The 16,212-nt window shown below is 71.6% G+C and carries 13 protein-coding genes; 12 read left to right on the plus strand and 1 reads right to left on the minus strand.

Going from position 1 to position 16,212, the window contains the following annotated elements; translation table 11 throughout:
* Positions 1-38 precede the first annotated feature (38 nt).
* The 5 genes from AB0J74_RS02260 to AB0J74_RS02280 all read left to right on the plus strand — a co-directional run bounded on the left by AB0J74_RS02260 (position 39) and on the right by AB0J74_RS02280 (position 4,150).
* The gene (locus AB0J74_RS02260; protein ID WP_363443377.1) at positions 39-638 is read left to right on the plus strand and encodes a TetR/AcrR family transcriptional regulator; all 600 of its coding nucleotides are present in this window, start codon (positions 39-41) and stop codon (positions 636-638) included.
* Between the two features lie 66 nt (positions 639-704).
* The gene (locus AB0J74_RS02265) at positions 705-1,454 is read left to right on the plus strand and encodes a response regulator transcription factor (protein ID WP_363443379.1); all 750 of its coding nucleotides are present in this window, start codon (positions 705-707) and stop codon (positions 1,452-1,454) included.
* A complete protein-coding gene (locus AB0J74_RS02270; protein ID WP_363443381.1) occupies positions 1,432-3,111 on the plus strand; it encodes a HAMP domain-containing sensor histidine kinase in 1,680 nt (559 codons plus the stop codon). The genes AB0J74_RS02265 and AB0J74_RS02270 overlap by 23 nt, the downstream gene beginning before the upstream one ends.
* A gap of 93 nt (positions 3,112-3,204) precedes the next feature.
* Positions 3,205-3,375, plus strand: a complete 171-nt coding sequence (locus AB0J74_RS02275) for a hypothetical protein (protein ID WP_363443383.1) — start codon at positions 3,205-3,207, stop codon at positions 3,373-3,375.
* 31 nt (positions 3,376-3,406) lie between these two features.
* The gene (locus tag AB0J74_RS02280) at positions 3,407-4,150 is read left to right on the plus strand and encodes a helix-turn-helix domain-containing protein (protein ID WP_363443385.1); all 744 of its coding nucleotides are present in this window, start codon (positions 3,407-3,409) and stop codon (positions 4,148-4,150) included.
* Here the strand turns inward: AB0J74_RS02280 and AB0J74_RS02285 are convergent.
* On the minus strand, positions 4,090-4,482 hold the full coding sequence (locus AB0J74_RS02285; protein WP_363443387.1) for a VOC family protein: 393 nt from the start codon (positions 4,480-4,482) through the stop codon (positions 4,090-4,092). The two genes, AB0J74_RS02280 and AB0J74_RS02285, sit on opposite strands and share 61 nt — an antisense overlap.
* 285 nt (positions 4,483-4,767) lie before the next feature.
* Between AB0J74_RS02285 and AB0J74_RS02290 the strand changes: the two genes are divergently transcribed.
* From AB0J74_RS02290 to treZ, 7 genes are all read left to right on the plus strand, one after another.
* Positions 4,768-4,938 (plus strand): hypothetical protein, encoded by a 171-nt coding sequence (locus tag AB0J74_RS02290; protein ID WP_363443389.1) that lies wholly within the window; start codon positions 4,768-4,770, stop codon positions 4,936-4,938.
* 7 nt (positions 4,939-4,945) lie between these two features.
* Positions 4,946-6,364, plus strand: coding sequence for a methyltransferase (locus tag AB0J74_RS02295; RefSeq protein WP_363443391.1), 1,419 nt, complete (start codon positions 4,946-4,948; stop codon positions 6,362-6,364).
* Positions 6,357-8,414, plus strand: a complete 2,058-nt coding sequence (locus tag AB0J74_RS02300) for a sulfatase-like hydrolase/transferase (protein WP_363443393.1) — start codon at positions 6,357-6,359, stop codon at positions 8,412-8,414. Before AB0J74_RS02295 ends, AB0J74_RS02300 begins: the two co-directional genes overlap by 8 nt.
* 124 nt (positions 8,415-8,538) lie before the next feature.
* Entirely contained in the window at positions 8,539-9,822 is a 1,284-nt protein-coding gene (locus AB0J74_RS02305) for a citrate synthase (protein ID WP_363443394.1), read from the plus strand.
* 150 nt (positions 9,823-9,972) lie between these two features.
* A complete protein-coding gene (gene glgX / locus AB0J74_RS02310; RefSeq protein WP_363443396.1) occupies positions 9,973-12,090 on the plus strand; it encodes a glycogen debranching protein GlgX in 2,118 nt (705 codons plus the stop codon).
* Between the two features lie 7 nt (positions 12,091-12,097).
* A complete protein-coding gene (gene treY / locus AB0J74_RS02315) occupies positions 12,098-14,419 on the plus strand; it encodes a malto-oligosyltrehalose synthase (RefSeq protein ID WP_363443398.1) in 2,322 nt (773 codons plus the stop codon).
* Positions 14,416-16,158: a malto-oligosyltrehalose trehalohydrolase gene (gene treZ / locus AB0J74_RS02320; protein ID WP_363443400.1), complete on the plus strand. Its 1,743-nt coding sequence runs from the start codon at positions 14,416-14,418 to the stop codon at positions 16,156-16,158. The genes treY and treZ overlap by 4 nt, the downstream gene beginning before the upstream one ends.
* Positions 16,159-16,212 lie beyond the last annotated feature (54 nt).

Raw genomic sequence — 16,212 nt, forward strand, 5'->3', positions numbered from 1 at the left:
GGCTCACCTCCACCAGCATTCCCCCGGAGGCGACACCCATGACCGCCCCGCGCACCGCGGCCGACGTGCGGGCGAGCCTCGAGCTCGCCCTCGCCAACGCCGTTGCCGAGAAAGGCTACGCCGCGACCACGATCGCCGACATCGTCGCGGGCGCGCGCGTCTCCAAGCGCACCTTCTACGAGCACTTCGCCGACAAGGAAGCCTGCCTGATGGCGCTCTACAGCGACGCCTGCGCGCGGATCATGGCCGTCCTGCGCAGCGCCGGGAGTGTCGAGCAGCCCTGGCCCGACCGGATCCGCGCGCTGACCGACGCCTACCTCGGCTCGCTCGACGCCATGCTCCCGGTCAACCGGGCCGTCGTGGTCGAGATGCAGGCCGCCGGGGTTCGCGCCTACCGGATGCGGCAACGGGTCCAGCGCGAGTTCGCGCAGACCCTGGTCGACGTCGTCGCCGGCGCGAGGCAGACCAACCCGAAGATCACGGCGCTCACCCCGGCGATGGCGCTGGCGCTGGTCGGCGGGATCAACGAGCTCATGCTCGACGTCGTGGGCCCGAGCGGCGAGGCCGGCGGCACGTTCGCCGGCCTGGCCGAGAACGTCGTGGCGTTCTTCGCCGCGGTCGTCCCCGAGACACCATGAAGGACAGCCGAGCTCACAGCTGCTACACAGGAAACGCCTAAACGGCACACAGTAACCACCCCCACGATGAGGAGCATGGTCACGATCGGCGACGGGCGACTCATGGACTTCCGGCGCATCGACGGTGCGCCGATCCGGGTGCTCGTCGTCGACGACGAGCCGACCCTGGCCGACCTGCTGACGATGGCCCTGCGCTACGAGGGTTGGGACGTGCGGTCGGCGCTGACCGGCGGCGGGGCGGTGCAGGAGGCGAAGCTGTTCGGCCCCGACGTCGTCGTGCTCGACGTGATGCTGCCCGACTTCGACGGGCTCGAGGTGATGCGGCGGATGCGCGTACACGCGCCCAATGTCCCCGTCCTGTTCCTCACCGCGCGTGACGCGGTGGAAGACCGGGTCGCCGGGCTGACCGCCGGCGGCGACGACTACGTGACCAAGCCGTTCAGCCTCGAAGAAGTGGTGGCCCGGCTGCGGGCGCTGATGCGGCGGGCGGGCGTCGGGGTCAGCGCGCGCGAAGAGGCCGTGCTCACCGTCGGAGACCTCACGCTCGACGAAGACTCCCACGAGGTACGCCGCGCCGGCACCCTGATCACCCTCACCGCGACCGAGTTCGAGCTGCTCCGGTTCCTGATGCGCAACCCGCGACGGGTGCTCAGCAAGGCACAGATCCTCGACCGGGTGTGGAACTACGACTTCGGCGGCCAGGCCAACGTCGTCGAGCTCTACATCTCCTACCTGCGGAAAAAGATCGACGCCGGCCACCCACCGATGATCCACACGCTGCGGGGCGCCGGATATGTCCTCAAGCCCGCCGACTGAGCCGCCGGGGGCGCTCTCCCCAGCGCCCCCGGCGCCTCGTAGGCGGCGGACCCGGTCGCTGCGCGCCCGGCTGCTGCTCGCGGTGATCGCCCTGCTGACGATCGTGCTGGTCAGCACCGGCGTGTTCGCCACCCTGGCGCTGCGCCGGTCGCTGGTCGGCCAGCTCGACCGGCAGCTGACCGCGAGCCAGCTCCGGGCCGGTTTGCCACCGGCTGGCCAGCATCCCGACGACCGGGACGGGAACCCGCCGCCCGGCGGCGGTGACGCCGACGGCAACTCGCCGCCCGGTGGCGCTGACGGCACCCCGCAGGACAGCCGTCCGCCGCGCGACGGGAGCGGCCGGCCCCCGGGCCCGCCGCCGCCCGGCCCGCCGAGCCGGTGGCCCGACGTCGGCCCGGCCATCAACGGCCAGCCGCCCGACACGCTGGCCGCCGTGGTGCGCGACGGCAGGGTGGTGCTCTCGGGCAGGCGCGACCCGGAGTCGACCAGCCAGATCCTCGCGGTGCCCGCCGCGGTCCACCCGGCGCTGGCCGGCGTGCCCACCGACGGCCGCGCGCACAGCCGCGAACTCGGCGACCTGGGGGAGTACCGCCTCACCGCGCGGGTCGACAGCGGCAGCACCGTCGTGATCGGCCTGCCGATGCGACCGGTCGACGACACCGTCCGCGACCTGGTCGTCATCGAGTCCGCTCTGGCCCTGGCCGCGCTGCTGCTGGCCGGCGGCGCCGGCGCGCTGATCGTGCGCCGGTCGCTGCGCCCGCTGGAACGCGTCGCCGCCACCGCCGCCCAGGTCAGCGAACTGCCGCTGGATCGCGGCGAGGTGGCGCTGTCGGTCCGGGTGCCCGCGGCCGACACCGATCCGGACACCGAGGTCGGCCGGGTCGGTGCGGCCCTCAACCGGATGCTCACCCACGTCAGCGAAGCGCTCGCGGCCCGGCACGCCAGCGAGACCCGGGTACGCCAGTTCGTCGCCGACGCCAGCCACGAGTTGCGTACCCCGCTCGCCGCCATCCGCGGCTATGCCGAGCTGACCCGGCGCAACCGCGAGCCGGTGCCGGTAGACGTCCTGCACGCGATCCGCCGGGTCGAGTCGGAGAGCGCGCGGATGACCACGCTGGTCGAAGACCTGTTGCTGCTGGCCCGTCTCGACGCCGGCCGTCCGCTCGCCGCCGGCGCCGTCGACCTGACCGCGATGGTGGTCGACGCGGTCGGCGACGCGCACGTCGCCGGGCCCGACCACCACTGGCGGCTCGACCTGCCGACCGAGGCGGTCCTGGTCGAGGGCGACGCCCTCCGGCTGCACCAGGTGCTGGCCAACCTGTTGGCCAACGCCCGCACCCACACGCCACCGGGCAGCACGGTGGTGACCGCGCTGGCCGCCGACGCCGGCGCCGCGGTGCTGACGGTCCGCGACGACGGCCCGGGCATCCCCGCCGACCAGCAGCGCGAGGTCTTCGAACGGTTCGCCCGGGGCGACTCGTCGCGGTCCCGGGCCGCCGGCAGCACCGGCCTGGGCCTCGCGATCGTGGCCGCCGTCGTCGACGCGCACCACGGCACGGTCACCGTCGACAGCGAGCCGGGCACGACCGTCTTCACCGTACGGCTGCCCCTGTTCCGCGATGGCGAGGCGGAAAGCGGACGTCTCCCGCCCGGATGACGGGCGCGGCGCCTCCGGTTTGCCGGTTACCCCGGCCGGGTATCGCACCCGTGCGGGACATCGACGAGGGGAGCGGCCGTGGCCCGTCGGAGCATGGCAGCGGGAATCGCGTGCGGCCTGGTGATCGGCGTCGTGCTCGGGGTGTTCTTGCTCGACAACGTGGCCACCGGCATCGCGATCGGGATCGGCATCGGCCTGGCCATCGGGATCGCCTTCGGGTCCGGGGAGGCCGGCGACCGCAACGTCGGCGAGAAGGACGAGTGATCTGTCGTACCCCGATGGGACGCTGACCGCCATGAGCGTGCACGAGTCGTCCGCCGCACACACCCGCGGCGCGGTCGTCTGGGAGCGCACGACCACCGGTCCCGGGCAGGCGCGCATCCTGCCCGACGGCTGCACCGACCTGATCTGGTCCAGCCGCGCCGGGCTGACGATCGCCGGGCCCGACACCATCGCGGCGATGTCGGAGCTCGCCCGCGGTGAGCTGATCATCGGGTTGCGCTTCCCGCCCGGCACCGGCCCGGCGGTCTTCGGCGTCCCGGCGGCCGAGCTCACCGACCAGCGGGTGCCGCTCGACGCGATCTGGCCGGCCGCGACCGTCCGCGAGATCGACGACCGGATGGCCGGCGGTGCCGGCGCCGACCTGCTCGACCGGCTCGCGGATGAGCGGCTGCGCGCGGCCGGCGGCGCCGATCCGCGGGCGCGGGTGGTCGCCAGGCGGTTGGCCGGCGGCGCGACGGTGGCGCAGACCGCGGCGGCCGTCGGGCTCAGCGCCCGGCACCTGCACCGGGCCAGCCGCGACCTGTTCGGCTACGGCCCCAAGACCCTGGCCCGCATCCTGCGTCTGCGGCGCGCGCTGGCGCTGGTGCGCTCCGGCATGCCGGTGGCTCTCGCGGCCGCCGAGGCCGGCTACGCCGACCAGCCGCACCTGTCCCGCGACGTGCGGGCGCTGGCCGGCGTCCCGCTCGGTGCGCTGGTTCAGCCCAGCGCGGCGCAGAGGTCGACCGTGTTGCCGTCCGGGTCGCTCAGGCTGGCATAGCGCTGCCCCCAGAAGGCGTCGAACGGCACCAGGTGACCGGCGTGGCCGTCCTTGGTCATCCGCGCGAAGGTCTCGTCGACCTCGGCCGGCGAATCGCACTGGAAGGCGATGGCGGTGCGGGCCGAGCCGGTCGGCGGCTCCCACGACGGGTCGAACGAACGGATCGTCTCGACGGTGTCGAACGCCAGCCGCAGCCCGCCGGGCAACGCGACGTCGACGTGCGGCTCCTTGTCGGCGTCGGCGGGGATCTCCAACCCGAGCGCTCGATAGAACGCCAGCGAGCGGGCCATATCGGCCACAACCAACTCGAACAGGAAGATGCGAACAGTCATGCGGCCACCGTAGGACCGGCGGCGGCGTTGGTCTTGAAGGAATCGGACCCGGGCATGTTGGACAAAACACGTCAAGCGACGCGCCGTGGACGCTGCGCCGATCCGATCTCAAGCGTAGGGTCGGGGCACGGCACGTGACAAACATCCGTCCGGGTGGCAAACGGATGTGGTCGGCGCGATGGCGCGGTGCCGGGGAGGACGGGGCAGACGACACCGCGTGCTCGACACGACCGCGGGGGCGGTCGCGCGAGCGCGGGGTGGCAACAAGAGGGAGGAGAGGGCGGGATGGAGTCGCATCTGGCCTATCTGGACGCGGGTTCAGGAAGCCTGATCGTGCAGGCGCTGGTGGCGGGCACGGCCGGCGTGGTGGTGGCCGCCAAGCTCTACTGGCGGCGGTTGAAGAGCGTGTTCCGCCGCAAGACGCCGGCCGAGGCGACGACGGCCGACCAGGACTGAGCGCTCGGTGACACCTGAAAACCCCCGGCCGCGGGCCGAGCCGGGTTCTTTCCGTGACCCACAGACCCGGGTCTTCTACGCCGGCGGCGAGGTGCTGCGCGGCCTGGGCGCGCAGGCGGCGCAAGACTGGAAGGCGCTGCGGGCCAGCGACTTCTTCGCCCGCGCCCAGGCCGACGGCTCGGTCACCGCGACCGACGAGGTCGACCGGGAACTGCCCGGCGAGCCCGGCACCTGGAGTGCCACGCTGCGCCACACGCCGATCCCGTTCGTGACCTATCCCTACGAGTGGTCGCACGCCATGCGGCAGGACGCCGCCCGGCTCCACCTCGACCTGCTGCGCCGGGCGCTCGCCGCCGGGTTCACGATGAAGGACGGCTCCGCCTACAACCTGCAGTGGCGGGGCGCGGTGCCGGAGTTCATCGACATCGGCTCGTTCGAGCCGGCCCGGCCGGGCGAGCCGTGGGCCGGCTACCGCCAGTTCTGCCAGACGCTGCTCTACCCGCTGATGCTCCAGGCCCACCTCGACCTCGACCCGCGGCCACTGCTGCGGTCGCAGATCGACGGCGTCGAGCCGGCCCAGATGCGCCGCCTGTTCGGCGGCACCCGGCGGCTGGCGGCGGGCGTGCTCAAGCACGTGCACCTGCACGACAGCATCCAGTCGCGCAACGCCGACCGGAGCACCGGCGCGGTCCGCGAGCAACTGCGCGACGCCGGCTTCAACAGCGAGCTCGTCGTGGCCGCGGCGCGAGCGATGGCCAAGCTGGTCGACAAGCTCGACTGGTCGCCGCCGGCCACGCACTGGGGCGACTACCGGGAGACCTGCAGCTACTCCGACGACGACCGGGCGGCAAAGGCCCGCTTCGTCGACGCCGCGCTCGACGCCGCCGACCGCACCGACCTGGTGCTCGACTTGGGCGCCAACGACGGCGTGTTCGCCCGGCAGGCGGCCGCCAAGGCCGGCTACGTGGTCGCCGTCGAGGCCGATCCCGCGGTCGTCGACACGCTCTACCGCCAGTTGCGCGCCGAGGGCGAGAAGCGGGTCCTGCCGATCGTGATGGACCTCGCCGACCCGTCGCCGGGCGGCGGGTGGGCCGGTGCCGAGCGGGCCGGGTTCGCCGCCCGCGCGGCCGGGGCCGACGTCGCGCTGGCCCTCGCGCTCGTGCACCACCTGGCGATCGGGCGCAACGTGCCGTTGCCGGCGATCGTCGAGTGGCTGGCCGGGATGGGCCGGCACGTCGTCGTCGAGTTCGTCCACGCCGACGACCCGATGGCGAAGCGGTTGCTGGCCAACAAGCCCGACGGGCTGTTCCCCGACTACCACGTCGAGACGTTCGTCCGGCTGCTCGGCGAGCGGTTCGACATCGCGCGGCGGGAGACGTTGCCGGGCGGCACCCGTACCCTCATCGCGGGCGTCCGGCGTGACTGAACCACCGGCCAGACCGCACAAGGTCCGGGTCTGGCTCCGCGGCGAGGTCGCGCCGCTGCTGGAGATCATCGCGTTGTGCGGGTTGGCGGTCGCCCAACCGCTGCTCGACGTGACCGGCAAGAGTCCCGACTTCTTCCTGTTCTACGGCGCCGGCCGCGGCGACATCCTCGCGCTGGTCGCGCTGGTCACCGTCGTGCCACCGGCGGCGCTGTGGGCGGTCGGCGCGCTGACCGGGCTGGTCGGCCCGCGTACCCGGAAGATCACCCACGCGGTCACCGTCGGCCTGTTGGTCGCCGCGATCGCGGTGCAGGTCGGCAAGAAGCTGCTGCCGACGCGCGGCCTGCCGCTGGCGGCGCTGGGTCTCGTGGTCGGCGCCGCCATCGCCTACGCCTACTGGCGCTGGCGGGTGCCGGGGCAGCTGCTGCGGATCGCCTCGCTCGGCCCGCTGGTGTTCGTCGCGCTGTTCGCGTTCGCGTCGCCGACCTCGGCCGTGGTGCTGCCCTCGGCCGCGCTCTCGGCGCGCTCCGACGTCACCACCACCAAGGCCAGCCATCCGCCGGTGGTGATGCTCATGCTCGACGAGTTCCCGCTCTTGTCGCTGCTGGGGCCGGACGGGCGGATCGACAGCGCGAAATACCCCAACATCGCCGCGCTGGCCGGCGGCTCGACCTGGTACCGCAACGCGACCGGGGTGAGCGGCTGGACGCCGTACGCCATGCCCGCGATGTTGACCGGCCGTTATCCCGCGAAAGAGGTCGCGCCGCACTACGCGGCCTATCCCGACAACCTCTTCACGCTGCTCGGCGGCACCTACGACACCGACGTGCAGGAGACCATCACCGAGCTGTGCCCGCCCAGCGAGTGCGGCGACCGGGCGGTCAGGCACGGCGGCGGGCTGCCGGTCCTGCTGCGCGAGGTGGCCGGCGTGCTCAAGCAGATCGCCTCGCCGCGCGACGAACCGGCCGACGACCCCGAGGCCACCTACCGCGAGGCGACGATCGCCGAGGCGCGCTCGGGTGTGGCACCCGGCGACCCCAAGTTCCGCTGGGACAGCCTCGACGACAACCAGCCGTCGCGGTTCACCACGTTCCTCGACGGGCTGGCGCCGACCCAGCGGCCGGAGTTGCACTTCCTGCACCTGCTGATGCCGCACACGCCGTGGAACTACCTGCCCTCCGGCACCCGCTACGAGGCGCCGGAAGACTTCCCGCTGGACGGGCCCGGCTGGGTGGAGACCGCGCGCGACCGGCACCTGGCCCAGGTCGGCTACACCGACCTGCTGGTCGGCAAGATGATCGACCGGATGAAGCAGACCGGCCTCTGGGACCAGGCCGTCGTCGTGGTGACCGCCGACCACGGTGTGTCGTTCACGATCGACCACCAGGGCCGGGGGATGGGTGCGGTGACCGCGTCGCCCGAGGAGGTGCTCTGGGTGCCGCTGTTCATCAAGTCGCCGGGCCAGCGGGCCGGCGCGGTCGACGACCGCAACTGGCAACACGTCGACCTGCTGCCGACGGTCGCCGAGATGGCCGGCGTCGCGGTGCCGTGGCAGGTCGACGGGCGCCCGGCGTCCGCACCGCCGCGGACTACGGCCGACCACACCTACTGCGACCTACCCGGCAAACGGGTTGAAATCCCCGATACCAGCACGTTCCAGAAGATCATCTCCGGCCAGGCGGGCCCGCACATGGCGCCGCGGATCCGGCCCGACCTGGTCGGGCGCCGGGTCGACGAGCTGACCGTCAGCGAGGGTGCCGGGCCCAACGTCACGATCGACGACGCCGACGCGTTCGACGACGTCCAGCCCGAGACCGGCACGATCCCGGCGCTGGTCTACGGCGAGCTGCCGGGCAAGATCCGTGACGGCACGCCGATCGCGGTCGCCGTCAACGGGAGGATCGGCGCGGTGACGCAGGCCACCTGGGCCGACAAGAAGGGCCGGCGGTTCGCGGCACTTGTCCCGGACGAGACGCTTTTCGTGCCCGGTGCGAACACGGTGGCGATCTATGAGGTGGCCGGCGGAGAGCTGCGAAGGCTCCCGAACGCCTAGTGTGGCAAATCCCTCGCCGAGGGGGACCTGGGCGCGATTCCGGCCGATCATGTCGAACGATTACCGTTGTACTGAGGCGTAACAACGACGCGACATCCCCCCACCCGTCAAAAGCGAGGACCTGATGACCGATGTCAAGCTAGACCACCCGGCCGGGCAGCTCTCGATGGCGGTACGACCGGCCGTGGAGGGCCCCGCGGGCCTCGACGTCGGCGCGCTGCTGAAAGAGACCGGATACGTCACCTATGACCCGGGCTTCGTCAACACTGCCGCGACCTCGTCGGAGATCACCTACATCGACGGCGACGAGGGGATCCTCCGCTACCGCGGCTACCCGATCGAGCAGCTCGCCGAGCACTCCTCGTTTCTCGAGGTCACCTACCTGCTGATCTACGGCGAGCTGCCGACGGCCGACCAGCTCGGTGAGTTCACCGACAAGATCCGCCTGCACACGCTGCTGCACGAAGACTTCCGCGGCTTCTTCGACGGCTTCCCGCGCGACGCGCACCCGATGCCGGTGCTCTCCTCCGCGGTCAGCGCGCTCTCCACCTTCTACCAGGACAGCCTCGACCCGTTCGACCGCGACCAGGTCGAGATCTCCACGATCCGGATGCTGGCGAAGGTCCCGACCATCGCGTCGTACGCCTACAAGAAGTCGATCGGCCAGCCGCTGCTCTACCCCGACAACTCGCTCGGGTACGTCGAGGACTTCCTGCGGATGACCTTCGGCGTGCCGGCGACCCGGTACGAGGTCGACCCGGTCATGGCCAAGGCCCTCGACATGCTCTTCATCCTGCACGCCGACCACGAGCAGAACTGCTCGACCTCGACCGTACGGCTGGTCGGCTCGGCCAACGCCAACCTGTTCGTCTCGGTCGCGGCCGGCGTCAACGCGCTGATGGGCCCGCTGCACGGCGGTGCCAACCAGGCCGTGCTGGAGATGCTCGACCAGATCCAGCGCGACGGTGGCGACGTCAAGGCGTTCGTCAACAAGGTCAAGAACCGCGAGGCCGGCGTCAAGCTGATGGGCTTCGGCCACCGGGTCTACAAGAACTACGACCCGCGCGCGGCGATCGTGAAGAAGTCGGCGCAGGACGTGCTCTCCCGCATGTCGAAGTCCGACCCGCTGCTCGACCTCGCGATGCAGCTCGAGGAGATCGCGCTGGCCGACGACTTCTTCGTGTCCCGCAAGCTCTACCCCAACGTCGACTTCTACACGGGCCTGATCTACAAGGCGATGGGCTTCCCGACGAAGATGTTCACCGTGCTGTTCGCCCTGGGCCGGCTGCCCGGGTGGATAGCCCAGTGGCGCGAGATGATCGCCGACCCGGCCACCAAGATCGGCCGCCCGCGACAGCTCTACACCGGCGCCGCGAAGCGCGACTACGTGGGGATCGACCAGCGCTGACGGTATTCTGCAAAGATCCGGCAAAGCGCTCGACGAGGTCGTCAGCGGACGATCCGCTGGATTGACGCTACCGTCGGTGGGGCAATATGCGGCACCGGCCGGGATCCCGGCCGGTGCCGCTCTGACACCGCCAACAGGAGGCTGCGTCACATGCAGGTCTGGCCTGGCCAGCGATATCCGCTCGGTGCCACCTACGACGGCACCGGCACCAACTTCGCGATCTTCTCGGAGGTCGCGGAGGGGGTCGAGCTGTGCCTGTTCGACGAGTGGGGGCTCGGCAACGAGCGCCGGGTCAGCATGCAGGAGGTCGACGCCTACGTCTGGCACGCCTACCTGCCCGGCGTGGAGCCGGGCCAGCGTTACGGCTACCGGGTGCACGGCCGCTACGAGCCCCGGGCGGGGCTGCGCTGCAACCCCAACAAGCTGCTGCTCGACCCCTACGCCAAGGCGATCGACGACGACGTCACCTGGGACCCGGCGGTCTACGACTACGACTTCGACGACCCCGACCGGATGTCGACCACCGATTCGGCGGCGTTCGTGCCCAAGGCGGTCGTGGTCAACCCCTACTTCGACTGGGGCAACGACCGGCCGCCGCGCACGCCCTACCACGAGTCGGTCATCTACGAGGCGCACGTCAAGGGGCTGACCCGCCGGCACCCGGCGGTGCCCGAGGAGCTGCGCGGCACGTACGCCGGAATCGGTCATCCCGCGGTCGTCGACCATCTCAAGAAGATGGGCGTGACGGCGATCGAGCTGATGCCCGTGCACCAGTTCGTGCACGACAACCGGCTCGTCGACCTGGGCATGCGCAACTACTGGGGCTACAACACCATCGGCTTCTTCGCGCCCTACCACGGCTACTCCGCGATGGGCCGGCTCGGCCAGCAGGTGCAGGAGTTCCGCGGCATGGTCAAGACCCTGCACGCGGCCGGCATCGAGGTGATCCTCGACGTGGTCTACAACCACACCGCCGAGGGCAACCACCTGGGCCCGACGCTGGGCTTCAAGGGCATCGACAACCCCAGCTACTACCGGCTCTCCGACCAGGACCGGCGCTACTACGTCGACTACACCGGCACCGGCAACAGCCTCAACATGCGCCAGCCGCACTCGCTGCAGCTGATCATGGACTCGCTGCGCTACTGGGTCGAGGAGATGCACGTCGACGGCTTCCGGTTCGACCTGGCCGCGACCCTGGCCCGGGAGTTCTACGAGGTCGACCGCCTGTCCACGTTCTTCGAGGTGGTGCAGCAGGACCCGGTGGTCAGCCAGGTCAAGCTGATCGCCGAGCCCTGGGACATCGGCCCCGGCGGCTACCAGGTCGGCAACTTCCCGCCGGTGTGGACGGAGTGGAACGGCAAATACCGCGACACGGTCCGCGACTTCTGGCGCGGCGAGCCGGCGACGCTGGCCGAGTTCGCCTCCCGCATCTCCGGGTCAGCCGACCTCTACCAGGACGACGGCCGCCGGCCGTTCCACAGCATCAACTTCGTCACCTGCCACGACGGGTTCACGCTGAGCGACCTGGTGTCCTACAACGACAAGCACAACGACGCCAACGGTGAGGACAACCGCGACGGCGAGAGCCACAACCGCTCCTGGAACTGCGGTGTCGAGGGCCCGACCGACAGCCCCGCCGTGCTGTCCCTGCGCGCCCGGCAGCGCCGCAACTTCCTCGCCACCCTGCTGCTCTCCCAGGGCGTGCCGATGATCGGCCACGGCGACGAACTGGGCCGCACGCAGCGCGGCAACAACAACGCCTACTGCCAGGACAACGAGCTGAGCTGGGTCGACTGGGAACACGTCGACGAGCACCTGCTGGCCTTCGTCCGCAAGCTGACCGCGTTCCGGGCCAGTCACCGGGTCTTCCGCCGGCGCCGGTTCTTCACCGGCCTGCCGGTGCAGACCCGCAGCGCCGGCGCCCCACTGCCCGACCTCGCCTGGTTCACGCCCGACGGCCGGGAGATGACCCGGCAGGACTGGGACAACCACTTCGGCCGGGCGGTGATGCTCTTCGTCAACGGCGAGGGCATCCGCGAGCGCGGGCAGTACGGCCAGCGGCACGTCGACGACTCGTTCCTGCTCTGCTTCAACGCCCACGACGACGGCCTGCGGTTCACCGTCCCGGGGCACGAATACGGGCAGAAATGGGCGGCCGTGATCAGCACGGCCGAATACCCGGGGGAGACGCAGCAGGTGATGGAGGCCGGCGCGTCGATCCTGGTGCCCGACCGATCCCTCGTCGTGCTCGACCGCACGGTCTGAGCCCGGGATGGCGACGCCGACCGGCACCTACCGCGTGCAGATCCGTCCCGACTTCACCTTCGACGACACCGCCGCGATCGCCGATTACCTCGCCGACCTCGGTGCCAGCCACCTCTACAGCGCGCCGCTGCTGACGGCCGCGCCCGGCTCGGCGCACAACTACGACGTGGTCGACCACCGGATGGCCAACCCGCGGTTGGGCGGCGAGGCCGGGCGGCTGCGGTTGGTCGCCGCGCTGCGCGCCGCCCGGCTCGGCTTCGTCGTCGACATCGTGCCCAACCACGCCGGCATCGCGGTGCCGGCGGCCAACCCGGCGTGGTGGGACGTGCTGAAGAACGGGCGCGAGTCCGCGTACGCACCCTGGTTCGACATCGACTGGTCCCGCGACCGGATCCTGGTCCCGGTGCTGGGCTCCGACGACGATCTCGACGCTCTCCGGGTGGAAGACGGCGAGCTGCGCTACTACGACCACCGCTACCCGATCGCGCCCGGGACCGGTGCCGGCACGCCGCGCGAGGTGCACGCCCGCCAGCACTACGAGCTGGTCGGCTGGAAACGCGGCGACCTGGAGCTCAACTACCGGCGGTTCTTCGCGGTCAGCGACCTGGCCGGGCTGCGGGTCGAGGAGCAGGCCGTGTTCGACGCGACGCACGCCGAGGTGCTGCGCTGGCTCGACGCCGGCGAGATCGACGGGATCCGGGTCGACCACCCCGACGGGCTGCGCGACCCGGTCGCCTACCTGATGCGGTTGCGCGGCGCGGCCTTGGGCGCCTGGCTGATCGTCGAGAAGATTCTGGAGTACGGCGAGGAGCTGCTGGCCTGGCCGGTCGACGGCACCACCGGCTACGACGCGCTGCGGGAGGTCTGCGGCCTGTTCGTCGACCCGGCCGGGGAGGCGGCCTTCACCGCGCTCGACACCTCGTTGACCGGTGTCGCGGTGTCCTGGCCCGAGTTGACCCACGCCTGCAAGCTCGAGATCGCGCTGCGGATGTTCCCGGCCGAGCTGCACCGGCTGGCCGCGCTGGTGCCGTCGCTGCCGGCCGCCGCGGCGGGCCTGGCCGAGCTGGCGGCCAACTTCCCGGTCTACCGGTCCTACGGCGCCGACGGCCTGCGCCACCTGGCCCGGGCCCGGTCTGAGGCCGGCCGGCGCCGCCCCGACCTGACCGCGACGCTCGACGCGCTGACCGCCCGGCTGCGCGACCCCGACGACGAGCTCGGGCAGCGTTTCTCGCAGCTCACCGGCGCGGTGATGGCCAAGGGCGTGGAAGACACCGCCTACTACCGGTGGACCCGGTTCGTCGCGCTCAACGAGGTCGGCGGGGCGCCGGAGCGGTTCGGTGTCGGGCTGGGCGAGTTCCACGGCGCCGCGGCGCGCCGGCAGCGGCGGTGGCCCCGCGGGATGACGACCCTCTCGACGCACGACACCAAGCGCGGGGAAGACGTGCGGGCCCGGCTCGCCGTGCTGGCGGAGGTGCCGGATCGCTGGGCGCGGGCGCTTTCGTCGTGGATGGCGGCGGCGCCGCTGCCCGACGACCCGGCCTTCGCGCACCTGCTCTGGCAGACGGTCGCCGGCGCGTGGCCCATCTCCCGGGAGCGTCTGCACGGGTACGTGGAGAAGGCCGCCCGGGAAGCCTCGGTGTCGACCAGTTGGGCGTCGCCGTCGGACTCCTTCGAGAGCGCGCTGCACGCGGTCGTCGACCAGATCTACGACGACCCGGCGCTGCACGCGGCGGTCTCGACGTTCGCTTCCGAGATCACGCCGGCCGGCTGGTCCAACGCGCTCGGCCAGAAGCTGGTGCAGCTGGCCATGCCCGGGGTGCCCGACGTCTACCAGGGCACCGAGCTGTGGGAGAACTCGCTGGTCGACCCCGACAACCGGCGGCCGGTCGACTTCTCCGCGCGGGCGGCGCTGCTGGCCCGGATCGACAAGGGGTGGCAGCCGTCGGTCGACGCGTCCGGCGCGGCGAAGCTGCTGGTGGTCTCGCGCACGCTGCGGCTGCGCCGCGACCGCCCCGACCTGTTCACCGGCTACCGGCAGGTGCCGGCGTTCGGTCCGGCCGCCGACCACGTGGTGGCGTTCGACCGCGGCGGCGCGATCGCGGTGGCCACCCGGCTGCCGGTCGGCCTGTCGCTGCGTGGCGGCTGGGACACGACGTATCTGACCCTTCCGGGCAATTCTTCTGTTCCCGATGACTCCGCGTCTTCGCGGCGTTTTACGGATTCGTTCACCGGCCGGGTTTACAGTGGTCAACGGCTGCCGGTGTCCGACCTGCTCGGGCGCTATCCGGTCGCTCTGCTGACCCCCGCCGAACCCGTGGTGGCGCCGTGACTGTGTTCTCCGTGTGGGCTCCGGACGTGTCGCGTGTGCGGGTGCGCGTGGGCTCGTCCGACCTTGCTCTGGCGCGTGATCCGGCGCGGGCCGGGTGGTGGACGCTCGACGTGCCGACCGCCGGTCCCGGCACCGACTACGCCTTCCTGCTGGGCGACGACGACCGGCCGCTGCCCGACCCGCGCTCGGCGTGGCAGCCCGACGGCGTGCACGGCTTCAGCCGCGTCTACGACCAGTCGGCGTTCCGCTGGGCCGACGATTCGTGGACCGGCCGGCAACTGCCCGGCAGCGTGCTCTACGAGTTGCACGTCGGCACGTTCACCGCCGAGGGCACCTTCGACGCGGCCATCGAGCGCCTCGACCACCTGGTCCGCCTCGGCGTCGACCTGGTCGAGTTGCTGCCGGTCAACGCGTTCAACGGCGACCACAACTGGGGCTACGACGGCGTCTGCTGGTTCGCGCCGCAGGAGTCCTACGGCGGCCCGGATGGCCTGAAGCGTTTCGTCGACGCCTGCCACCAGCGCGGCCTGGGGGTGGTCCTCGACGTCGTCTACAACCATTTCGGCCCTTCGGGGGCCTACGCGCCGATGTTCGGCCCCTACCTGTCCGAGGGCCCGGGCAACAGCTGGGGCTCCTCGGTCAACCTCGACGGCCCCTTGTCGGGCGAGGTCCGCGCCTACATCGTCGACAGCGTGCTCGGCTGGCTCCGCGACTACCACGTCGACGGCCTTCGGCTGGACGCCGTCCACGCCCTGGTCGACCGCGGCGCGGTCCATCTGTTGGAGGAGTTGACCGTCGCCGTCGACGGCCTGTCGACCCACCTGGGCCGCCCGCTGTCGCTGATCGCCGAGTCCGACCTCAACGACCCGAAACTGATCACGGCCCGCGAGGGCGGCGGCTACGGCCTGACCGGCCAGTGGAACGACGACGCCCACCACGCGCTGCACACCCTGCTGACGGGCGAGCGGCAGGGCTACTACGCCGACTTCGGCTCGCTGCAGACCCTCTCCGACGTGTTGACCGGCGCCTTCTTCCACGCCGGCACCTGGTCGTCGTTCCGCCAGCGGGTGCACGGCCGCCCGGTCGACCGGGGCCGGATCCCCGGTTACCGCTTCGTCGCCTACCTGCAGAACCACGACCAGATCGGAAACCGGGCGGCCGGCGACCGCTTGACGGCGTCGCTGTCCCCGGGCCTGCTCCGGGTGGGCGCGACCCTGCTCTTCACGGCCCCCTTCACCCCGATGCTGTTCATGGGCGAGGAGTGGGGCGCCACCACACCGTGGCAGTTCTTCACGAGCCACCCGGAGCCCGAGCTGGCCGCCGCGGTGGCCGCGGGCCGCCGCCGCGAGTTCGCCGAACACGGCTGGCCCGAGGGCGACGTGCCCGACCCGCAGGACCCGCAGACCTATCTGCGCTCCCGCCTCGACTGGGCCGAGCGCGACAAGCCCGACCATGCCGAGATCCTGGATTTCTACGTCCGCCTGATCGCCTTGCGCAAGGCCACCCCCGACCTGTCCGACCCCCGCCTGGACAAGATCGAGGTGACCCACGGCGACCACTGGCTGGTCATGCACCGCGGCTCAGTAGCGGTGGCCGCCAACCTGGCGACCAAACCCCAGCGCATCACCGTGCCGGGTTTCATCCGCTCGGTCCTCCTGGCAACAGAATCCGGCGCCACCGTCATGCGCGACGGCATCCAACTCCCCGCCGAATCCGCGGTCGTCCTCGCCCTCGCCTAGCCGGCGTGTCGCTGCTTCGCGGGGTGTCCCTCTTGGCGCGCACATGTTCTCGCA

Source organism: Asanoa sp. NPDC049573 (assembly GCF_040676615.1).
Taxonomy (GTDB): Bacteria; Actinomycetota; Actinomycetes; order Mycobacteriales; family Micromonosporaceae; genus Asanoa.